Origin of the sequence: Pseudomonas sp. FP1742, assembly GCF_030687145.1 — a bacterium.
GTDB classification, from domain to species: domain Bacteria; phylum Pseudomonadota; class Gammaproteobacteria; order Pseudomonadales; family Pseudomonadaceae; genus Aquipseudomonas; species Aquipseudomonas frederiksbergensis_D.
The window spans coordinates 3,857,258-3,879,781 of sequence record NZ_CP117460.1; the positions used below are offsets into that span (position 1 = coordinate 3,857,258).

18 protein-coding genes are annotated in these 22,524 nt (G+C 60.3%); 13 read left to right on the plus strand and 5 right to left on the minus strand.

Features of this window, described 5'->3' with window-relative positions; all coding sequences use genetic code 11:
* The 3 genes from uvrY to PSH64_RS17065 form a co-directional block, all read right to left on the minus strand.
* A complete protein-coding gene (gene uvrY, locus PSH64_RS17055) occupies positions 1–642 on the minus strand; it encodes a UvrY/SirA/GacA family response regulator transcription factor (protein WP_082157786.1) in 642 nt (213 codons plus the stop codon).
* A 128-nt stretch (positions 643–770) separates the two neighbouring features.
* Positions 771–1,214, minus strand: a complete 444-nt coding sequence (locus PSH64_RS17060; RefSeq protein ID WP_105341128.1) for a GNAT family N-acetyltransferase — start codon at positions 1,212–1,214, stop codon at positions 771–773.
* Positions 1,215–1,973 carry a carbon-nitrogen hydrolase family protein gene (locus PSH64_RS17065; protein WP_105341129.1) on the minus strand — a complete coding sequence of 253 codons (759 nt, stop codon included), beginning with the start codon at positions 1,971–1,973 and terminating at the stop codon, positions 1,215–1,217. It lies immediately after the preceding gene.
* 624 nt (positions 1,974–2,597) lie between these two features.
* Here PSH64_RS17065 and PSH64_RS17070 point away from each other — a divergent pair.
* The 11 genes from PSH64_RS17070 (at position 2,598) to PSH64_RS17120 (ending at position 17,189) form a co-directional block, all read left to right on the plus strand.
* The gene (locus tag PSH64_RS17070) at positions 2,598–3,686 is read left to right on the plus strand and encodes a 3-deoxy-7-phosphoheptulonate synthase (protein WP_105341130.1); all 1,089 of its coding nucleotides are present in this window, start codon (positions 2,598–2,600) and stop codon (positions 3,684–3,686) included.
* Between the two features lie 344 nt (positions 3,687–4,030).
* Positions 4,031–4,912 (plus strand): triacylglycerol lipase, encoded by an 882-nt coding sequence (locus PSH64_RS17075; protein WP_105341132.1) that lies wholly within the window; start codon positions 4,031–4,033, stop codon positions 4,910–4,912.
* A 95-nt stretch (positions 4,913–5,007) separates the two neighbouring features.
* Entirely contained in the window at positions 5,008–5,289 is a 282-nt protein-coding gene (locus tag PSH64_RS17080) for a peptidylprolyl isomerase (RefSeq protein WP_007952068.1), read from the plus strand.
* Between the two features lie 136 nt (positions 5,290–5,425).
* Positions 5,426–7,294, plus strand: coding sequence for an extracellular solute-binding protein (locus PSH64_RS17085; protein ID WP_305477906.1), 1,869 nt, complete (start codon positions 5,426–5,428; stop codon positions 7,292–7,294).
* On the plus strand, positions 7,294–8,355 hold the full coding sequence (locus tag PSH64_RS17090) for a microcin C ABC transporter permease YejB (RefSeq protein WP_305477907.1): 1,062 nt from the start codon (positions 7,294–7,296) through the stop codon (positions 8,353–8,355). Before PSH64_RS17085 ends, PSH64_RS17090 begins: the two co-directional genes overlap by 1 nt.
* Positions 8,355–9,377, plus strand: coding sequence for an ABC transporter permease (locus PSH64_RS17095; RefSeq protein ID WP_181150647.1), 1,023 nt, complete (start codon positions 8,355–8,357; stop codon positions 9,375–9,377). The genes PSH64_RS17090 and PSH64_RS17095 overlap by 1 nt, the downstream gene beginning before the upstream one ends.
* Before the next feature lie 14 nt (positions 9,378–9,391).
* Positions 9,392–10,972, plus strand: a complete 1,581-nt coding sequence (locus PSH64_RS17100) for an ABC transporter ATP-binding protein (protein ID WP_105341139.1) — start codon at positions 9,392–9,394, stop codon at positions 10,970–10,972.
* Between the two features lie 148 nt (positions 10,973–11,120).
* The gene (locus PSH64_RS17105; RefSeq protein WP_105341142.1) at positions 11,121–12,527 is read left to right on the plus strand and encodes a sigma-54-dependent Fis family transcriptional regulator; all 1,407 of its coding nucleotides are present in this window, start codon (positions 11,121–11,123) and stop codon (positions 12,525–12,527) included.
* Positions 12,528–12,841: 314 nt separating this feature from the next.
* Entirely contained in the window at positions 12,842–14,233 is a 1,392-nt protein-coding gene (locus PSH64_RS17110; RefSeq protein WP_105341146.1) for a GntP family permease, read from the plus strand.
* Between the two features lie 7 nt (positions 14,234–14,240).
* Positions 14,241–15,014 (plus strand): 3-hydroxybutyrate dehydrogenase, encoded by a 774-nt coding sequence (hbdH, locus tag PSH64_RS17115; protein WP_105341149.1) that lies wholly within the window; start codon positions 14,241–14,243, stop codon positions 15,012–15,014.
* 219 nt (positions 15,015–15,233) lie between these two features.
* Positions 15,234–17,189, plus strand: coding sequence for an acetoacetate--CoA ligase (locus PSH64_RS17120; RefSeq protein ID WP_305477908.1), 1,956 nt, complete (start codon positions 15,234–15,236; stop codon positions 17,187–17,189).
* Between the two features lie 126 nt (positions 17,190–17,315).
* Here PSH64_RS17120 and PSH64_RS17125 read toward each other — a convergent pair whose 3' ends face one another.
* Positions 17,316–18,425 (minus strand): PilT/PilU family type 4a pilus ATPase, encoded by a 1,110-nt coding sequence (locus tag PSH64_RS17125; RefSeq protein ID WP_305477909.1) that lies wholly within the window; start codon positions 18,423–18,425, stop codon positions 17,316–17,318.
* A gap of 118 nt (positions 18,426–18,543) precedes the next feature.
* Between PSH64_RS17125 and PSH64_RS17130 the strand changes: the two genes are divergently transcribed.
* Entirely contained in the window at positions 18,544–21,081 is a 2,538-nt protein-coding gene (locus PSH64_RS17130; protein WP_305477910.1) for a PAS domain S-box protein, read from the plus strand.
* Positions 21,082–21,148: 67 nt separating this feature from the next.
* Positions 21,149–21,424: a peptidylprolyl isomerase gene (locus tag PSH64_RS17135; protein WP_007933743.1), complete on the plus strand. Its 276-nt coding sequence runs from the start codon at positions 21,149–21,151 to the stop codon at positions 21,422–21,424.
* Between the two features lie 143 nt (positions 21,425–21,567).
* Here the strand turns inward: PSH64_RS17135 and PSH64_RS17140 are convergent, their stop codons facing one another.
* Complete coding sequence (locus tag PSH64_RS17140; RefSeq protein ID WP_305477911.1) at positions 21,568–22,500, minus strand: sugar kinase; 933 nt, start codon at positions 22,498–22,500, stop codon at positions 21,568–21,570.
* Between the last annotated feature and the right edge of the window lie 24 nt (positions 22,501–22,524).

The window sequence follows — 22,524 nt, forward strand, 5'->3', positions numbered from 1 at the left end:
TCAGAGGCTGGCATCAACCATGCCGTGACGAACCGCCAACAGCGTCAACTCGACATCGCTGCTGATCGAAAGCTTTTCGAAAATACGGTAACGGTAGGTATTCACTGTTTTTGGCGACAGGCACAGCTTGTCGGAGATGATCTGTACCTTCTGACAGCCAACAATCATCAATGCAATCTGGATTTCCCGCTCCGACAAGGCGTCGAACGGCGAATCATTGGTTGGCTGGAACGACTTGATCGCCAGTTGCTGGGCAATCTGCGGGCTGATGTAACGTTGCCCGGCAAACACCAGGCGAATGGCCTGGACCATTTCCGGCAGTCCGGCGCCCTTGGTCAGATAACCCGCGGCACCTGCCTGTAACAGCCGGGTAGGAAACGGATCTTCTTCGCACACGGTAACCGCGACGACTTTGATGTCGGGATGACTGCGCAATAGTTTACGCGTGGCTTCAAGACCGCCGATCCCGGGCATCTTGACGTCCATCAGCACCACATCGGGTTTCAACTCACGCGCCTTGAGCAGGGATTCCTCTCCCGACTCGGCCTGGCCGACTACTTGCAGGCCATCGATGTCAGCCAGCATTCGTGTAATGCCTGTACGAACGAGATCATGGTCATCGACTACTAGCCCCCTAATCAAGCAGACACCTCGCGATTTGGTCTTATTTGGGTTGCTGGACACCTTAGCAAAAAGCAACTGGCAGACCTAGCGGCAAGCAGCATATAAAAAGTGTCAATTCTTCTTGCGAGGCTTGCCGCCAGTGTGTTTCAGCGATGCAGTCCATTGATATCACGCTGCATTCTCAGGAAACACTGGTCCTTGCCGACCACCTTCAGGCCCTTTCTCTCGTAAAGTATTTTTGCCGGATTATTTTCAAATACGGTCAGACGCAATGCCGGGCGCCGTTCCTTGCAGGCCATGGCGAATACCTGATCGATCACCCAGGAACCGGCGCCCTGCCCCTGGTACGCTTCAAGCACGTGCAATTCACGGATATACAAGGCTCTGGCGTCACGGCTCAGACTGACATACCCCATCAGGGTGTCATCACGCACGACCAGCCAGTTTTCGCGCCCCTCCCAGGCGACATCGAAAGCCTCGTCCAGCCACAACAACTCATGTTGAATGTAGTAGCGAAGCATATTTCGACAAGTCAGGTTACGAGCGAAATCCAGATCCCGAGACGCCGCCGGACGCAATTCGAAACCCATTCAAGCCTCCGAGACAGCCACGATTTGCCCCTTCCAGCCGTCAGCATTGCGACGAGCAACGATCATAAGGTTCCCCGTACCCGGCGCGGCCGCGATCAACGAGCCGTTGGCCGCCCAGATCGCACTGCGCCCTGCCGACTCCCAGCCACCCGTCGCGCCGCCATGGTTGGCCATCAGCACCGCCATCGAGTGGGTTTGGGCATAACCTTGCAACAGTGCGGTATCTGGAGCGTAGCCATTTTCTGTGATCAGCACGCCCGCGGCATACAGATCAGAGCCCTGCCGTGCCGCGGCGGCTGCGTGACTGGCATGGGAAAAATCGGCGCACACCGCCAGCGCGACGGTGTCGGTGCCAATTTTCAGCGCCGACCCGCCCGTTCCCGGGGCAAACGCCACTTCCTCGCCCGGGTGCAGGTGCTGCTTACTGTAAATACCGAGCGAACCATCGGCACCCAACACCAGAGCCCCGATCAATACCGGCGAATCGTCCGACAGACGAATCGGCATCCCGACGACACTGGTGACGCCGACTTTCCGTGCAAAATCGCGTAATGGTTGCAACACCCTGGCATCTGGCGCGATGGCCAGTTCCGCTGCCAGGCCGCGTTCGTACCCTGTCAGCGACAGTTCCGGAAACACCAGCAACTGCACCCCATGCTCCGAGGCAATCTGCATGAAGCGCAGGTGCCGGGCAATATTGGCAGCCAGATCACCGGCGATGGAGATCGATTGAGCGGCGGCGATAGTCAGTGTCGTCATGCTTCGTCCTTGTGACGTTGTGGTTTGGCGCAACGCAAAGTGTGTCACACCTCCCGACGTACTCAAGTAATAGACCCCCTTGTGATGCTCGATAGCATTTTCCGATTGAATCCGCGTACCGGCCTCTAGTAAGCTCGGCGCATCCATCGGAGACAGATCATGTTCAACACCCCCTCACAGCTTCGTACCGCCAGCGCCCTGCGCTCGGTTGCGGCTGCACGGGTGAATGAGGTTTGTCCTTCGGTCAGCTTTTATTTTGGGTATTGGTTTAGCCATTGGCGCGCCTGATACCCATACGGCGCCCACTTTAAACGGGTCGCCACCAGAGAATTCTCAACCCCCGGTCGGCCTCCCGACCGGGGGTTTTGTTTTTTCAGCCCTGAACATTTTTAGCGTCACACCTGACAACTCGAGGATTTACGACATGAATTACGCCACTTATTACCGTTACGACAGTTTTACCGCCTGGCGATTTACCAGCCTCCGCTCGGGACAGCCTGCCGCCTCCGATCGGTCACCCACAGGTGGCAAGCCAACACACACAGCCAATCCGGCCAATTGTCGAACACCCCAGTAGGGCCGAGCGCGCGGGACGAACCCGCCGCCAGCCCAGGAAGCCCGAATATGAACTCGTCCGTCTCTGCTCTGCCGCTGTCCACCTTGAGCCCTGCCAATGAAGCGCTGACCTTGCGTCTCCCCAGCTCATTGCAACTCAAACAGCAACTGCCTCTCAGCAACGCCCTGACCCAGCAAGTCGCCGCCCACCGTCAATCGGTCCGCGCGATCCTCAACGGTGAAGACTCCCGCTTGTTGGTAATCGTCGGTCCCTGCTCGATTCACGATCCCCGTTCAGCCCTCGAATACGCCACCCACCTGGCCCGCCTGTCGGCGCAAGTCAGCGATGAGATGCTGCTGGTGATGCGCGCCTACGTCGAAAAACCCCGCACCACGGTCGGCTGGAAAGGCCTGGCCTACGACCCGCATCTGGATGGTAGCGATGACATGGCAGGCGGCTTGACCCTGTCTCGCGAATTGATGCGCGAAATACTCCAGTTGGGCCTGCCCATTGCCACCGAGCTGTTGCAGCCGATGGCCGCCGGTTACTTTGACGATCTGCTGAGCTGGGTCGCGATTGGCGCCCGTACCACCGAATCGCAGATCCATCGGGAAATGGCCAGCGGCCTGAGCATGCCGGTAGGGTTCAAGAACGGCACCGATGGCGGTGTGGCTGTCGCCAGCGACGCCATGCGCTCGGCCGCCCATCCCCATCGCCATTTCGGTATCGACAGCCAGGGGCATCCTGCGATCATTCAGACACCGGGCAACCCCGATACCCACCTGGTATTGCGTGGCGGCCATCGTGGCCCGAACTACGACCGCGACAGTATCGCCAAGGTGCACAGCGATTTGACCAGACTCAAGATCCCGGCGCGGATCATGGTCGACTGCAGCCACGCCAACAGCGGTAAAGACCCGTTGCGTCAGCCCGCCGTGTTCAACGACGTACTTGAACAGCGCCTGCACGGCGATCACTCACTGATCGGCATGATGATCGAAAGCCATCTGTTCGAAGGCTGCCAACCACTGAGCCCCTCGCTGCGTTACGGAGTGTCGGTAACGGACGGCTGCCTTGGCTGGACCGGGACCGAGCAACTGTTGCTGCAAGCAGCCGAGCGTCTTGGTGCGCAGCGCCGTACCCAACAACCAAAGTGATCAGTGCCCGCCTTCCAGTTATCAATCGAAAACTGGAAGGCGGCTGCGTTGAATCGGCTTATGAATACGGCGCGGATCCGCGATTGCCATTGCCGGGCAATCGCGTCGGTTGGCACGGAAAAATGACGTGCCAGAGGTAGGTCATAGAGAGAAAGAACTCCATCATCGTTAAAAAGATGTCTGGATATTCCGACCAAGACCTCATGTTCATTCGAACTTTCGTACCATTTCTATTCCTTTTTCATCAGGTTACAGCGGTTTTTTCATACATCGCCGAGCGGCTGACGTGCTTTAGAGTGCCCCCTCAAGCACACCCCCGACCTACTGCGAAAAAGGAAATGCACATGCTACGGAATGCAACCACTCACTATCCGATCCTGCTGGTACACGGGCTCTTCGGCTTCGATCGCATTGGCAAACTGGAGCTGTTCCATGACGTCAAACAGGCCCTGAGATACGCCGGCGCGAGGGTTTTCATCCCGCACCTGTCGGCTACCCACAGCAATGAAGCCCGCGGCGAACAATTGTTGACGCAGATCGAACGGGTACTGCAAGGCACCGGTGCAAGCAAAGTCAACCTGATCGGTCACAGCCAGGGCGCACTGGCTGCACGCTATGCAGGGGCGCTGGCGCCAGAGGTGGTCGCTTCAGTGACATCGGTCAGCGGGCCGAACCATGGCTCGGAACTGGCCGATTTCCTGCGCAAGGCGCTGACGCCCGGGCGCCTGCCGGAACAGGTCGCCGGGGCGGTTGCCACTCTGTTCGCCGACTTCCTTTCATTGCTCAGTGGCCATCGGCACCTGCCGCAGAACGCCATCGCCGCGCTCAATGCGCTGACCACCGAAGGTGTCGGCGCATTCAACGACAAATACCCCCAAGGGTTGCCGAACACATGGGGCGGCAAGGGTCGCGAACGGGTGAATGGCGTGCGCTACTATTCCTGGAGCGGCACCCTGCAGGGAAACATCCTCGACGAGGGACTCTATGCACTCAATCCGCTGCATGGATTTCTTCGGGCTTTCTCCCACTACTTCACCACCGAAGCCGAACAGAATGACGGCATGGTCGGCCGATTCAGCTCCCATCTGGGCAAAGTGATCCGCTCGGACTACCCGCTGGATCATCTGGACAGCCTCAGCCAGACCACGGGTCAGGTCCGCAAGGGTATCGACCCGATCACCCTGTATGTACAGCATGCCGAACGCTTGAGAAATGCCGGCCTTTAGGCAACGCCTTAAGCTGGACGGAACTTTGAGAAGAAATAGCCCACTGAATCCGGTAGGCTCCGCATTTTACTGAACATTGAATGGAGTATTTTCCCATGGCCAAAGCCACTGCCCGTCACATCCTGGTATCCAGCGAAGCCAAGTGCAACGAACTCAAGGCCCAGATCGAAGGCGGCGCCGATTTCGCCGAAGTCGCCAAAGCCAACTCCACCTGCCCATCGAGCCGCCAGGGCGGTGACCTGGGTTCGTTCGGTCCTGGCCAGATGGTCAAGGAATTCGACACCGTGGTCTTCAGCGCACCGATCAACGTGGTGCAAGGCCCGGTCAAGACCCAGTTCGGCTACCACCTGCTGGAAGTGACCAGCCGTCAGGACTGATCAACCCCTGAGTTTTCTGCACAACGGCCCGCCTTTTTGGTGGGCCGTTGTGTTTTCGTTACGTGATACGGCTGGCGAGGGACGCGCCGCTAGCGTACAAATTGTGCTTATCGATCACCCGGCTCTAAGGCTGACAATGCGACTGGTTTTCCCCACTTTGTTGTTCACTGCCGTGGCCCTGTTGTTGGGCGCCGCCGGTGTGAACGCTGCACCGCAACATGCGTTGACCGTGTACGGTGAACCGGCGAAGTATCCCGCCGGCTTCAGCCATTTCGCCTACACCAACCTGCAAGCGCCCAAGGGCGGCACGATGCGTCGCTCGGCGCTGGAAATCGGTCATTTCGACCATATCCTGCCGTACATCGACAAGGGTATTGGCGTCACGCAGATCGACGGGCTGATCTACTCGCCCCTGGCCGTGCGCTCGCTGGATGAGCCCTATACCGTGTACGGGCTGGTGGCGCAGCAGATGGAACGTTCCGACGACGGACTGTCCCTGCGCTTCTACCTGAACCCGAAGGCCCGTTTCGCCGACGGCAAGCCGATCACCGCCGAAGACGTGCGCTACACCTTCGACCTGCTGATGACCCAGGGCAGCCTGCGCTATCGCACGCAATTCGCCGACGTCAAAGGCCTGGAAGTGGAGTCACCGCTAACCATTCGCTTCGATTTCAAGAGCAACGAAAACCGCACCCTGCCCCTCGACATCGCCACCTTGCCGGTGCTTCCCGAACACTGGTGGAAGACCCGCGACTTCGCCAATGGTGGCGGTTACGAACCGCCGCTGGGCAGCGGGCCGTATCGCGTGAGCAAGGTCGACTCCGGGCGCAGCATCACCTTCGAGCGTAACGCCGACTGGTGGGGCAAGGATTTACCGGTCAGCCGCGGCCTGTACAACTTCGATCACTTCAGCATCGAGTACTTCGGCGACACCGACGTCGCCCGCCAGGTCCTGCGTGGCGGTGCCTATGACTACAACCGCGAATTTTCCGCCACCGCCTACTCCATCGGCTATGAGAGCCCCGCCCTGAGGGACGGTCGCTTGCAAAAGGCCCACCTGGCAAGACAGGCACCGCAACCGTCCCAGGGCTTTGTGTTCAACCTGCAAAACCCGATGTTCCAGGATCGCCGGGTGCGCCAGGCCCTGGCCATGCTCTGGGATTTCGAGTGGAGCAATCGGCAGATGATGCGCGACCTGTACATTCGCCAGCAGAGCTTTTTTTCCAACACCGACCTCGCCGCCCGACAACTGCCCGACGCAGGTGAACGGGCGATTCTCGAACCGCTGCGCGGGCAGATCCCCGACGAAGTCTTCACCCAGGTCTTCGAGGCACCGAAAACCGACGGTAGCGGTCTGATACGCGACAAACAGTTGCAAGCCCTGGACCTGCTCGAACAGGCCGGCTGGAAACCCGATGGCGATCGACTGATCAACGCCGAAGGCCAACCGCTGAGCTTCACCTTCCTGGTCAGCCAGAACGGCATGGACCGATTGTTGCTGCCTTACAAGCGCACCCTGAAACAAATCGGCATCGACCTGAACATCCGTCGTATCGACGCCTCCCAGTACGTGAACCGCCTGATGTCCCGGGACTACGACATGATTGTCACCGGTTACCCGGTCACTACCTCGCCAGGCAATGAGTTGTACAACTACTTCGGCTCGGCGGCGGCCAATGATCCTGGCTCCAACAACTACATGGTGCTGAAGAACCCGGCGGTCGATACGCTGATCAACGGTCTGGTCCGCGCCACTACCCAGGCCGACATGCTGCGCTACGCCCATGCCCTGGACCGCGTTCTGCAATGGAACTTCTATTGGATTCCCAACTATTACCCGCCAGGCAGCTCGACCGTGTGGTGGAACCGCTTCGGTATTCCTTCTGTACAAGCAAGCAATGACGAAGCCATCGAGAGTTGGTGGGAAGTCAGCCCAACCCCTCTGACCAACGAACAGATGACCGCCGAACTCATCAAGCGCGGCAAACCCGGAGGGCCACACTGATGTGGGCTTACGTACTGCGGCGCCTGCTGCTGATCATCCCGACGCTGGTGATCATTCTTCTGGTCAATTTCATCATCGTCCAGGCCGCGCCCGGTGGCCCGGTGGAACAGGCCATCGCACACCTGCAAGGCATCGGTGGCGCCAGTGTCGGCGGCGGGTCCAGCGAGACCATGCACGGCAGCTCACGGGCCAGCCGTGGGCTCGACCCACAGTTGATTAAAGAAATCGAAAAGCAATATGGCTTCGACAAGCCGGCCCCGGAACGCCTGTGGCTGATGCTCAAGAGCTACGCCCACCTCGACTTTGGCAAGAGCTTTTTCCGCGGCGCCACGGTCACTGACCTGATCCTGGAAAAAATGCCGGTGACCATTTCCCTCGGGCTCTGGGCAACGCTGATCACTTATCTGGTGTCGATCCCTTTGGGCATCCGTAAAGCCGTACACCATGGCAGCCATTTCGATATCTGGAGCAGCACCGCGATCATCATCGGTTACGCCATGCCGGCGTTCCTGTTCGCGATGTTCCTGATCGTGGTCTTCGCCGGCGGCACCTCATTGAACTGGTTTCCGGTGCGCGGCCTGGTCTCGGACAACTTCGAGTCGCTATCGACAGTGGGTAAAATCGCCGATTACTTCTGGCACCTGGTGCTGCCGGTCACGGCGCTGGTGGTCGGCGGTTTCGCAACCCTGACCATCCTCACCAAAAACTCGTTCCTCAATGAAATTACGCGTCAGTACGTGGTCACCGCCCGGGCCAAGGGCTTGAGCGAACGCCAGGTGCTTTACGGCCATGTGTTTCGCAACGCCATGTTGCTGGTGGTCTCGGGAATTCCCCAGGCCTTTATCAGTGTTTTCTTCGCCGGCTCGCTGCTGATCGAAGTGATTTTCTCCCTCGATGGCCTGGGTCGCATGAGTTACGAAGCGGCGGTATCGCGGGACTATCCGGTGGTATTCGGTTCGCTGTTCATCTTCACCTTGTTCGGCCTGCTGATAAAAATCATCGGTGACCTGTGCTACACCCTGGTCGACCCGCGTATCGACTTCGCCGCGAGGAACGCCTGATGTTCAAACTCTCGCCGCTGGGCCGTCGCCGTTTCGAACGCTTCAAGAAAAACCGCCGGGGCTGGTGGTCGTTGTGGTTGTTTATCGGCCTGTTCCTGCTGACCCTGGGCGGCGAACTGATCGCCAATGACCAACCGCTGGTGCTCAGTTATCAGGGTTCGCTGTACTTCCCGGCGTTCAAACGCCACACCGAGCAAGAGTTCGGCGGCCAGTTGCCGTTTCAGGCCGATTTCCGCAGCGATTACGTGCAGAAGCTGATTCACAAGGGCAACGGCTGGATGCTGTTTGCGCCGATCCCGTTCAGCGACGACACGCCCAATTACGATCTCAACCAACCAGCGCCGAGCCCGCCATCGAAGGTCAACTGGCTGGGCACCGACGATCAGGCCCGGGACGTGCTGGCGCGAGTGATTTTCGGGGCGCGGGTGTCGATCCTGTTTGCGCTGATGCTGACGTTTATAAGCGCCTTGATCGGTATCGCCGCCGGTGCACTGCAGGGCTATTACGGCGGCTGGGTCGACCTGCTCGGTCAGCGCCTGCAGGAAGTCTGGTCGGGGTTGCCGGTGCTGTACCTGCTGATCATTCTGTCGGGCTTCGTCGAGCCGAATTTCTGGTGGCTGCTGGGGATCATGGCGCTGTTTTCCTGGCTGGCCCTGGTGGACGTGGTGCGCGCCGAGTTCCTGCGCGGACGCAACCTGGAATACGTCAAAGCCGCCCGGGCGCTGGGCCTGACCGACCGTAAAGTGATCGTGCGGCACATTCTGCCCAATGCGATGAACGCCACCCTGAGTTATCTGCCGTTCATCCTGACCGGGGCGATTTCCACCCTCACGGCGCTGGATTTCCTCGGTTTCGGCATGCCGGCCGGCAGTGCGTCACTGGGCGAATTGATTGGCCAAGGCAAGCAGAACCTGCAAGCGCCGTGGCTGGGGCTGACGGCGTTTTTCACCCTGGCGCTGATTCTTTCTTTGCTGGTGTTCATTGGCGAGGCGTTGCGTGATGCCTTTGACCCTCGTTCTTGAAGCGGACTGGTGAAATGACTGACAACCTGATCGAAATCCGTGACCTCAACGTGGCCTTCAGTGGCCAGACCGTGGTGCGCAACCTATCTCTGGACATTCGCCCCGGCGAATGCCTGGCACTGGTCGGCGAATCGGGTTGCGGCAAGTCGGTGACTGCCCACTCGATCCTGCAACTGCTGCCCGAAAGCGGTACACAAACCACCGGCAGCATTCGCTATCGCGGCCAGGAATTGATCGGCGCCGATGCCAAGGTTTTGCGCGAACTGCGTGGCAACCGGATCGCGATAATCTTCCAGGAGCCGATGACCTCCCTCAATCCGCTGCACAGCATCGAAAAGCAGATCGGCGAAACCCTGCTGCTGCACAGAGGATTGGGCGGCAAAGCGGCGCAAGCGCGGATTCTCGAACTACTGCAACTGGTGGGCATCCAGAAACCCGAAGAGCGGCTCAAGGCCTACCCGCACCAACTGTCCGGTGGCCAGCGGCAACGGGTGATGATCGCCATGGCCCTGGCCTGCGAACCGGAATTGCTGATCGCCGACGAGCCGACCACCGCGCTGGATGTGACGGTGCAGCGCAAGATCCTGCGGCTGCTCAAATCCCTGCAACAGCAGCTTGGCATGTCGCTGCTGCTGATCAGCCACGACCTCAATCTGGTGCGCAGCATGGCCCAGCGCGTGTGCGTGATGCACGCCGGGGAAATCGTCGAGCAGGCACCTTGCGAAACGCTGTTCACCGAGCCGAAACACCCTTACAGCTGCATGCTGCTGAACGCCGAGCCGGAAGGTGAAGCCCTGCCCCGGGACGAGCGTGAAAACGTGCTGGAAGTGGAGAATCTGCAAGTGCAGTTCACCCTCGGTGGCGGGCTGTTCCAGCGTAAGACTTACCTGCGCGCAGTGGACGGCATCAGCCTGAACGTTCAGCGCGGCAAGACCCTGGGCATCGTCGGTGAGTCCGGTTCGGGCAAGTCAACGCTCGGTCAGGCAATCCTGCGCCTGCTTGATTCCGAAGGCAGCATTCGCTTTCAGGGGCAGGCACTGGATGGCCTGACGCAAAAACAGCTGCGGCCATGGCGCAAGAAGATGCAGGTGGTGTTCCAGGACCCGTTCGGCAGCCTCAGCCCGCGAATGTCCGTGGCGCAGATCATCAGTGAAGGCCTTGAGGTCCATAGCCAGTCCACCCCTGACGAATGCGAGTCCCAGGTAATCCGGGTGTTGGAAGAAGTCGGCCTCGACCCGCAAAGCCGTCATCGCTACCCGCACGAGTTCTCCGGCGGGCAGCGCCAACGCATTGCCATTGCCCGCGCGCTAGTGCTGAAGCCGGCGTTGATCCTGCTCGACGAACCGACCTCGGCGCTCGATCGCACGGTGCAAAAACAAGTGGTCGCCCTGCTCCGCCAGCTTCAGGAGAAATATGGCCTGACCTACCTGTTCATCAGCCACGACCTGGCGGTGGTGCGTGCCCTGGCCCACGACATGATCGTGATCAAGGACGGCAAAGTGGTGGAAAGCGGCGCCAGCCACACGGTGTTCGAATCACCGCAGCACCCGTACACCAAAGAGCTGTTGGCGGCGGCGCATCCGGGGTTGGCATAATCTCGTTTACGCCGATGAACCGCGTCGCGGCCATCGCGGACGAGCCCGCTCCCACACTGGAATGCATTAACACCACAATTCAAATGTGGGAGCGGGCTTGCTCGCGAAGAGGCCCGCACAAACACCACACATCTTGGACATAAAGCCCATGAACACCACCGAAAGCCTCAAGGACTACCAGCGCGTTCGCACCCTGGCGATCCGCTCGCTGTTCGAGATCATCGAGCAATCGAGCGAAGGCACGGTGATTGTCGACCGCGATGCGAACATTGTCTGGATGAACGAGCGCTATGCCCGGCGATTCGGCCTGGAGTCGGCCGCAGGTGCGATCGGCAGGGCCTGTGAAAGCGTGATCCCCGGCAGCCTGTTGCGTGAGGTGGTGCGCACCGGACGGCCGATCCTGCTGGACATGCAAGACACCCCCAAAGAACCGCTGGTGGTGATGCGCCTGCCGATTCACGACGATGCCGGCGCGGTGATCGGCGCCATCGGTTTTGCCCTGTTCGACGAATTGCGCAGCCTGTCGCCAATGCTCAAGCGCTACCTGAGCATGCAGGAAGAACTGGCGTCCACCCGCTCGCTGCTGCGGGCGCGACAGACCAAGTACAACTTCGCGCACTTCATCGGCACCAGCGCCGCCAGCCTCGAAGTCAAACGCCGCGCCCGACGCAGCGCCAGCGCCGAGTCGCCGGTGTTGTTGCTCGGTGAAACCGGCACCGGCAAGGAACTGCTGGCCCAGGCGATCCACGGCGCATCGCCCCGGGCGCATAAGGCCTTCGTCAGCATCAACAGCGCAGCGATTCCCGAGTCGCTGCTGGAAGCCGAATTCTTCGGCACCGCGCCCGGCGCATTCACCGGCGCCGATCGCAAGGGTCGCGCCGGCAAGTTGCAAATTGCCCAGGGCGGCACGCTGTTTCTCGACGAAATCGGCGACATGCCGCTGCCGCTGCAAAGCAAGTTGCTACGGGTGTTGCAGGAGAAGGAGTTCGAACCGGTGGGCTCCAACGAAGTGATTCAGAGTGATGTGCGCGTGATCGCCGCCACTTCCACCGATCTGGTGGCGGCGATCAAACGCGGCGAGTTTCGCGCCGACTTGTATTACCGCCTGAACGTGCTGCCGATTCAGGTCCCACCCCTGCGTGATCGCCTCGACGATCTGCCGGCCCTCAGTGAAGCGATCCTTGAGGAGCTGCGCAGCCAGCACGAATTGAACCCCGAAGCCCTGGAATTGTTGGGGCAACACGCCTGGCCGGGGAACATTCGTGAACTGCGCAACGTGCTGGAACGGGCGGCGTTGCTCAGTGATGACTTGATGCTGAACGCGGCGGATATCCGCGCGGCGATTGGCAGCTTTAGCCCGGTGGAGCGTGCGGCGCCTGTGTCCCTTGAGCCGATTGGCCATGAAACCTTCAGTGAGGCTCGCGAACGGTTTGATCGGCAGTTGATTGAATCGACCCTCGCGCAATGCGGTGGGAAGGTGATCGAAGCGGCGGCGCGGTTGGGGCTGGGGCGGTCGACGTTGTACAAGAAGATGGTGGCGTTGGGGATGACTTAGTCTCAATAAAGAGACATAAATCTCTATTGTTAGACATGGCCTCTTGAGCGCTGCGCGCTCTTCGCGAGCAAGCCCGCTCCCACAGTTTGACCAGGTCCCTCATAGGAATGCGGTCGAATGTGGGAGCGGGCTTGCTCGCGAAAGAGCCAGACCGGCAAACAGAAGTCTCAAAATAGAGATAATGACTTCAAACTCAACGCACAAAACAAATAATTTCTTTATATTTCAATGTGTTAACCGATTGGCACGAAACTCGCTATAGCCTCCTGACAAAGCTTCACCCTACAAAAATAACAATTCTGGAGAGACACACCATGAGTGTGATCATTGCCTTGGCAGCCCTCGCGCTGCTGATGGTGGCTGCTTACCGTGGCTACAGCGTTATCCTCTTTGCCCCGATCGCCGCCCTCGGCGCCGTCCTGTTCACCGACCCTTCCGCCGTCGCCCCAGTCTTCACCGGGGTGTTCATGGAAAAAATGGTCGGCTTCGTCAAACTGTATTTCCCGGTGTTCCTGCTCGGTGCGGTGTTCGGCAAGCTGATCGAGCTGTCGGGCTTTTCCCGCTCCATCGTTGCGGCGGCGATTCGCTTGCTCGGCACCCGTCAGGCAATGCTGGTGATCGTGCTGGTCTGCGCCCTGCTCACGTACGGCGGCGTGTCGCTGTTTGTGGTGGTGTTTGCGGTGTACCCGTTTGCCGCCGAGATGTTCCGCCAGAGCAATATCCCCAAGCGCCTGATCCCGGCGACCATCGCCCTCGGCGCATTCTCGTTCACCATGGACGCCCTGCCCGGCACGCCGCAGATCCAGAACATCATCCCCAGCACCTTCTTCAACACTACTGCCTGGGCGGCGCCGTGGCTGGGTGTGATCGGCACGATTTTCGTGTTCTGTGCCGGCATGCTGTTTCTGCAGCGCCAGCGCAACAAGGCCCAGCGCACGGGTGAGGGTTACGGTTCAGAGCTGCGCAACGAGCCGGAAACCGCACCGGACATCCAACTGCCCAACCCGTGGATCGCGCTGTCGCCGCTGTTGCTGGTGGGCCTGATGAACCTGCTGTTCACCCGCTGGATTCCTGTGTGGTACGGCAAGACCCACAGCCTTTCGCTGCCGGGCATGGCCGCTCCGGTGACCACCGACATCGCCAAGCTGACGGCGATCTGGGCGGTCCAGGCTGCCTTGCTGGTGGGCATCATCATGGTGCTGGTGTTCGGCTTTAAGGCGATTCGTGGCAAGTTGGCCGAAGGCAGTAGAAGTGCGGTCAGCGGCGCGCTGCTGGCGGCGATGAACACGGCATCGGAATACGGTTTTGGGGCGGTGATCGCCTCGTTGCCAGGCTTTCTGGTGCTGGCCGACTGGCTCAAGAGCATTCCCAACCCGTTGGTCAACGAAGCGATTACCGTGACCCTGCTGGCCGGTATCACTGGCTCGGCGTCGGGCGGCATGAGCATCGCCTTGGCGGCCATGTCCGAGAGTTTCATCAGTGCCGCTCACGCCGCCAATATTCCGCTGGAAGTGCTGCACCGGGTCGCCGCGATGGCCAGTGGCGGCATGGACACCCTACCGCACAACGGCGCGGTGATTACCTTGCTGGCGGTCACCGGTTTGACCCACCGCGAGGCCTACAAAGACATTTTCTGTATTACGCTGATCAAGACACTCGCTGTTTTTGTGGTGATCGGTACTTTCTACGCCACTGGCATTGTGTGAGGTATTCATGACGACTCTTTCGGGCAAGACCGCACTGGTCACCGGTTCCACCAGCGGCATCGGTCTGGGGATCGCCCTGAGCCTGGCCAAGGCCGGCGCCAACCTGATCCTCAACGGTTTCGGCGATGCGTCCTCAGTGATTGCGGAGGTCGAACAATTCGGCGGCAAGGTCGGCCATCACCCCGCCGACGTCAGCGACCCGGTGCAGATCGCCGACATGATCGAGTACGCCGAGCGTGAGTTCGGCGGCGTGGATATCCTGGTCAACAACGCCGGCATCCAGCACGTGGCGTCGGTGGAAGATTTTCCGGTGGAACGCTGGGACTCGATCATTGCGATCAACCTGTCATCGGTGTTTCACAGCACCCGCTTGAGCCTGCCAGGCATGCGTACCAAGGGCTGGGGCCGGATCATCAACATCGCGTCGGTACACGGCCAGGTCGGTTCGGTGGGCAAGGCGGCGTACGTCGCGGCCAAGCATGGCGTGATCGGCCTGACCAAAGTGGTCGGCCTGGAAACCGCCACTACCAACGTCACCTGCAACGCCATTTGCCCGGGCTGGGTGCTGACGCCGCTGGTGCAGAAGCAGATCGATGATCGCGCCGCGACCGGGATCGACCCGCAGCAGGCGCAACACGACTTGCTGGCCGAGAAACAGCCGTCCCTGGAATTCGTGACGCCGCCGCAGCTGGGTGAGTTGGTACTGTTTTTATGCAGCGAAGCGGGTAGCCAGGTGCGTGGCGCTGCGTGGAATATAGATGGTGGGTGGCTGGCGCAGTAGCTTGCCGCCATACCCTGTGGCGAGAGGGCTTTTTTGGAGAGGGAGGCTTGTCTGTGGCGAGGGGGCTTGCCCCCCAGATAGACGCCGCACCCTCGCTGATGCACAGTGAGTCGAGCGGGCGACTGCTTCGCAGCCGAACGGGGGCAAGCCCCCTCGCCACAAAAGCGCTCTTGCCACAAAAAGCCTGTGTGTTATGCATAAATAAGAAGAGGCCAAGCCATGTCCGACATCCTCTGGCAACCCGGCACCGAGCGCATCGGCAAGAGCCGCATGGAGGCCTTCCGGCGTTTCGTCAATCAGCGACACACCCTTGAAATCGCCGACTACCCTGCCTTGCACCAATGGAGCATCGATCAGCGGGAAGCCTTCTGGCAGGCCATCGTCGATTTCTTCGACATCCGTTTTCACGATCAGCCGGACGCGGTGCTGATCGAAGGTGCGCAAATGCCCAGCGCCCAGTGGTTTCCCGGCGCCACCCTGAACTTCGCCGAACACCTGCTGCGCCGTCGTGACGATGCCGTGGCAGTGGTCGCCATCGGCGAAAACGGCCAGCGGGAACAGCTGACCTGGGCCGAACTGGCAAGCCAGGTCGCCGGTTTTCAAAACGGCCTGAAAGCCGCCGGTGTCGGCCTGGGCGATCGCGTGGCGGCGTGCATGCCGAACACCTGGCAAACCCTGGTGGCCATGCTCGCCACCACCAGCCTGGGTGCGATCTGGTCCTGTTCTTCACCCGATTTCGGCACTCATGGAGTGATCGATCGCTTCGGCCAGATCGAGCCGAAAGTGCTGATCACTTGCGCCGGTTACCGCTACGCCGGCAAAGAGATCGACCAGACCACCAAGGTCAATGAAATCCTCGGACAACTGCCATCCTTGCAGCAATTGATCGTTGTGCCTTACGCACGTCCTCAGGCGCGTATCGAGGATTTCCGCTGCCAGGCCAACGTGACGCTGTGGGACGATTTTTACGAGCCGGGCGGCGAGCCGCAATTCGTTCCCGTGCCCTTCGCCCATCCGCTGTACATCCTCTACTCCAGCGGCACCACCGGCGTGCCGAAGTGCATTGTGCACGGCACCGGCGGCGTGCTGCTGCAACACGTCAAGGAACATGGCCTGCACACCGACCTCGGTGCCGGTGACCGTTTGTTCTACTACACCACCTGCGGCTGGATGATGTGGAATTGGCTGGTCTCGGCGTTGGCCGTCGGCAGCGCCGTGGTGCTGTATGACGGCTCGCCGTTTCATCCAGGGCCGGAGCGCTTGATCGACCTGATCGACGACGAACGCCTCAATGTCTTCGGCACCAGCCCGAAATTCCTCACCGCGCTGGAAAGCAATGGCTTGAAGCCGTGCGACAGTCATGACCTCGGCAGCCTGAAAACCATCCTGTCCACCGGCTCGGCGCTGTCGCCACAAAGCTTCGATTACGTCTACCGCGCGTTCAAGTCCGACCTGTGCCTGTCTTCGATGTCCGGTGGTACTGATATCGTTTCGTGCTTTGTGATTGGCAACCCGGTCCTGCCGGTGCGCCGTGGTGAGATGCAATGCAAGAGCCTGGGCATGGCGGTCGAAGTGTGGAACGACGATGGCAAGCCCGTGATCGGTGAAAAAGGCGAACTGGTGTGCACCCGGCATTTTCCGGCCATGCCCATCGGCTTGTGGAACGACCCGCAACAGGAAAAGCTGCGCGCTTCGTATTTCAGCCTGTTCCCCGGCGTCTGGGCCCAGGGCGATTACGCCGAACAACTGCCCCATGGCGGCATGCTGATCCACGGCCGCTCCGACGCGGTGCTCAACCCCGGCGGCGTACGCATCGGCACGGCGGAAATCTACCGTCAGGTGGAGAAAGTCCCGCAGGTGCTGGACAGCGTGGCCATCGGTCAGCAATGGCAGGATGACGTACGGGTGGTGCTGTTCGTGAAATTGCGCGACGGTGTCGAACTGGACGAAACCCTGCAACAACAGATTCGCCAGGTCATTCGTGCCAACACCACGCCGCGACATGTGCCGGCAAAGATTGTTGCGGTGACGGATATCCCACGGACCATCAGCGGCAAGGTGGTCGAGCTGGCGGTGAGGAATGTGGTGCATGACCAGAAAGTGAAGAACACCGATGCACTGGCCAACCCCGAAGCGCTGGAGCAATTTCGAAACCGCCCCGAACTGAACGACTGACGCCGTAGATCTATTGTGGGAGCGGGCTTGCTCGCGAAAGCGGCCTATCAGACAACATCAATGTTGAATGTGAAATCGCCTTCGCGAGCAAGCCCGCTCCCACATTTTTGATCAGCGTCGGTCCCTTCAGTCCACTAATCCCCATTCCCCCGGCAGTGAATGGGGACCGGGCGTAGCCTCGGCGTGCAGTTTCAGGCGCAAGCGCAAGTTGTTCACCGAATCGGCATGTTTCAACGCCTCTGCCTCATCAATGGCGCCCTCGGCAAGCAATTCGAACAGCGCACCATCAAACGTCTGCATTCCCGCCTCTGAAGACTTCTCCATGATGCTCTTGAGTTCGCCAAACTCATTGCGGCGAATCAAGTCACCAATGGTCGGCGTTCCCAGCATCACCTCCACCGCCGCCCGGCGCTGCCCATCGCGGGTACGCACCAAACGCTGGGAAACAAACGCCTTGAGGTTATTGCCCAGGTCATTGAGCAATTGCGCCCTGCGTTCCTCGGGAAAGAAGTTGATAATCCGGTCCAGCGCCTGATTGGCGTTGTGCGCATGTAACGTGGAAATCACCAAATGACCGGTATCGGCAAACGCCAGCGCATGCTCCATGGTTTCGCGGTCGCGGATTTCACCGATCAACACCACGTCCGGTGCCTGGCGCAGGGTGTTTTTCAACGCGGCATGAAAACTGCGGGTATCGACACCGACCTCGCGCTGATTGACGATCGACTTTTTGTGCCGATGGATAAACTCGACGGGGTCTTCGATGGTGATGATATGGCCGCTACTATGGCGGTTGCGGTAGTCGATCAATGCCGCCAGCGAGGTCGACTTGCCGGAGCCGGTCGACCCGACGAACAGTATCAACCCCTGTTTGAGCATCACCGTTTCGAGCAGCACCGGCGGCAGCTTGAGGTCTTCGAAGCGCGGGATGTCGAGTTTGATGTTGCGCGCCACGATGGACACATCGTTGCGCTGCTTGAAGATATTGAGTCGAAAGCGCCCGACCCCGGCCAGGGAAAGCGCCAGGTTCATTTCCAGGTCCCGATCGAACTCCAGGCGTTGTTCGGCGTCCATGATGGACGCGGCAATGGCCGCCACTTCTCCCGGTTTGAATGGTTGCTCGGCCAGGGCTTTGAGCACACCGTCAAATTTCGCGCTGGGTGGCGCGCCCGTGGACAGGTAAAGATCGGAGCCATTGCGGCTGGCCAGAATCTGCAACAGTGCATCGATTTCCATGGCAAAAAGCACCCGCGAAGCATTCAATGAAAAAAATGACCCCATGCGGGTCATCCAGCGTCTACCGCCTTGCAAGGATAGTAGACGCCGCCACACAGACTATGCGCAGGACATGTAGATGAACGCACCACCAACCGCCAGCGATGCCCAGGCCTTGATTGCTCGACTGGACTGGACAAACAGTCCGCTGGGCGCCGCCGAAAACTGGCCACAGAGCCTGCGCACCGCCGTGGACATCGTGATCCACTCGCCGATGCCCATGCTGTTGCTGTGGGGGACGCAACTCACGCAGATCTACAACGACGGCTTCGCCTTCCTCGCCGGCAGCAAACACCCTCACGCTTTCGGACAACCGACGCACCTGATCTGGCCAGAACTGAAAGATTTTACCGACCCGATTTACAGCGCCGTCCTACAGGGACAGGTACGGACCTACAGCGAACAGCGCTTCACCTTGCAGCGCGACGGTCGGGATTCTGACTTCTGGCTGGATTTGACCTACAGCCCCATTCGCAATGAAAGCGCCGAGGTCGCCGGGATTCTGGTCACGGCCATCGAAACCAACGAACGCCGCCGCATCGCTCTGGAGCTCGAACAACGCTCCGCCGCCAGCCTCAAGGCCCAGCAAGAAACCGAGCAGCGTCTGCAACTGGCACTCGCCGCCACCGATGCCGTCGGCACCTGGGACTGGGACATTGGCGAAGACCGCTTTATCGCCGATGCGCACTTCGCGCAATTGCATGGCATAGATCCAGCCATGGCCAGCCAGTTGCCGATCAGCGAATACCTCCACGGCGTGCACCCGGAAGACCGGGCCATGATTGCCCGCAGCATCAAGCACTGCATTACCCATGGCAGCGAGTACGCCGAGGAATATCGCTTGCTGCAAGCCGACGGCCAATTGCGCTGGGTGTTTGCCCGGGGTCGTTGCTACAAGGATCACCATGGCCGGCCGATCCGTTTCCTCGGCGCCGCGCTGGACCTGACCGAACGCAAAAACATCGAACAGGCCCTGCGCCAAAGCCAGACCGAGCTGCAACTGATCATCAACGCCATGCCGATCCTGATCAGTTACGTGGACCGCGAAGAGCGCTTTCGCCTGAACAATGCCGCCTACCTTGAATGGTATGGCCTGACGCCCCAGGAGCTTTACGGCCGCACCATTCGCGAAGTGCTGGGTGATGAAGCCTATGCCCTGCGCGCCGAACACATCGCCGAGGCGCTGAAAGGCAAGACCTGTTGTTTCAGCATCAGCGCCGACCACCGCGACGGCAGCACCCGCCAGGCCCTGATGAACTACCTGCCACGCCACGGTGCGGACGGCGCGGTGAATGGTTTCTACATCTTCGTGATCGACGAGACCGAGCGCAAACAGACCGAAGAAGCCCTGCGCAACCTCAACGAAACCCTTGAAGAACGCGTGAGCGCCCGCACCCGGCAACTGGCCGAAGCCAACCAGCGACTGCAGAACGAGATGTTCGAGCGCGAGCGCGCCGAAGATGCCTTGCGGCATGCGCAGAAAATGGAAGCAGTCGGTCAGCTCACCGGCGGCATCGCCCATGACTTCAACAACATGCTCACCGGGATCATCGGCAGCCTCGATTTGATGCAGCGCTACATCGCCGACGGGCGCGCAGCCGAGATCGGTCGTTTCACCGAAGCGGCGGTGTCCTCAGCCCATCGCGCCGCCGCCCTGACCCACCGGTTGCTGGCATTCTCCCGGCGTCAGTCACTGGATCGCAAGCCACTGGACGCCAACCAGCTGGTGCATTCCCTGGAAGACTTGCTCAGCCGGACCAAGGGCGATCACATCGAACTCAAACTGAAGCTGGCCGATGAGGTCTGGCCGGTCAGTACCGATGTCAGCCAACTGGAAAACGCCTTGCTCAACCTCGTGATCAACGCCCGGGATGCGATGCCCGATGGCGGCGAGTTGTTGATCGAGACCGCCAATGTTCACCTCGACGGCAGCGACGTCACCCCGCTGGAGCCGGTCAGGGCCGGGGACTACCTGATGATTGCCGTCAGCGACAACGGCGCCGGCATGACCCCATCGGTACTGGCCAAGGCCTTCGATCCGTTCTTCACCACCAAACCCATCGGCCAGGGCACCGGCCTTGGGTTGTCGATGATCTATGGTTTCGCCCAGCAGTCGGGCGGGCACGTCAGCCTGCATAGCCTGCCGGGCCAGGGCACCAGCGTTCGCCTGTATTTGCCACGGTTGCACGTCGCCCTGCCGGAACACGCTCAGCTGCCGGTCACCGGCGAAGCACCGCCAGCGGTTGCCGGTGAAACCGTGGTGTTGGTGGAAGACGATCCGGCGGTGCGCATGCTGGTACTCGACCTGCTCAAAGAGTTGGGTTACCACGCCCATGAAGCCGAAGATGCGCAGAGCGCCCTGCCCTTGCTGGAGTCCGACCTGCGGGTCGATCTGCTGGTAACCGATGTCGGGCTGCCGGGCATGAACGGTCGGCAACTGGCGGAAATCGCACGTCAGCACCGCCCGGAACTCAAAGTGCTGTTTATTACCGGTTATGCCGAGAAAGCCGCCGAACGCCAGGGTTTCCTGGAGGAAGGCATGGACATGGTGGCCAAACCCTTTTCCATGGACCTGCTGGCCAACAAGATTCGCACGATGATCGGCCAAGCCGGCTGAGTTGAGGCATAATCGCGCGCCCCACGCTGGCACCAACATAGCCACCACCGTTGCAAGGTACGCCCCAATGAAAGCCCAAGCCCGCCATATACTGGTGAAAACCTCGGAAGAAGCCGAGCAGCTCAAACAACGCATCGCCAAGGGCGAAGCCTTCGATGTGCTGGCCAAGAAATACTCCACCTGCCCGTCCGGCAAACGCGGTGGCGATCTTGGCGAAGTGCGGCCCGGGCAAATGGTCGGGGCGATCGATGCGGTGATCTTTAAAAAACCGCTGCGGGTGGTACATGGGCCGATCAAGAGCAAGTTCGGGTATCACCTGGTGCAGGTGTTTTACCGGGATTGATCGGTTGGCTTCAGGGCCCCTTCGCGAGCAAGCCCGCTCCCACATTAGATCTTCAGTGAACACATAATGGGTGAACACCACCGATCAAATGTGGGAGCGGGCTTGCTCGCGAACCGATTGCGCAGCAAGCGGCCATCCTCCGCTTACCTTGGAATCAACGCCCCGGGAACTTGAATCACCCGACTCGCCAACCGATGCCCGGCCTCGGCAGCCTCGACCGGGCTACCGCCCTTGAGGCGGCAAGCCAGATACGCCGCACTGAACGAATCCCCCGCCGCCGTGGTGTCCACCACCCGCTCAACCACCTGCGCCGGCACTTCGAACGACTCACCGCCACAACGAATCAGACACGCCTCGGCACCGCGCTTGAGCACCACTTCGGGGGTGCCCATCTGTTCGTAGGCGGCAAACACTGCCGCGCAATCAGAAAAGTGGAACAACGCCTGCTCGTCATCAACCGTCAGCAACGCCAGGTCGACATAAGGCAGCACACGGCGATAAGCCGCCCGCGCGTCCTCGACCGAGGCCCACAGACGTGGTCGATAATTGTTGTCGAACACGATCCGCGCATCCCGGTGCCGGGCTTCGATCAAGGTCTCCAGGAGTTTTTCCCGGCCCTGCTCACCGAGCACCGCCAGGGTAATGCCGCTGAAATACAACACGTCGTAATCCGGCAGTGCCGCCAGGATTGGCGCGGCCGCCGGAGTGGTGAAGCAATCGCGCACAGCCGCTTCGTTGCGCCAGTAGAGAAAACGTCGCTCGCCAGCCGCGTCGGTCTGGATGCAGTACAGGCCGGGCAAGCGACCGGGCAAACGCTGGACCATGCCCAGGCCGATGTGTTCGCTGGCCCAGCTCTGGCACATCGCGTCGCTGAAACTGTCATCGCCCAGGGCGGTGACGTAATCCACCGAGCCGCCATCGCCCAACTCACGGGCCAGGTAGACCGCAGTGTTCAAGGTATCGCCGCCGAAGCTTTGTTGCAGCGAGCCGTCGGCGCGCTGCTGCAGTTCGATCATGCACTCGCCGATCAGGGCGATGCGCGGGATGTGGGGGCCCAGGGTGTTGATGCTGCTCATCGTTGTGGGGTCTCTGGTGTTTCG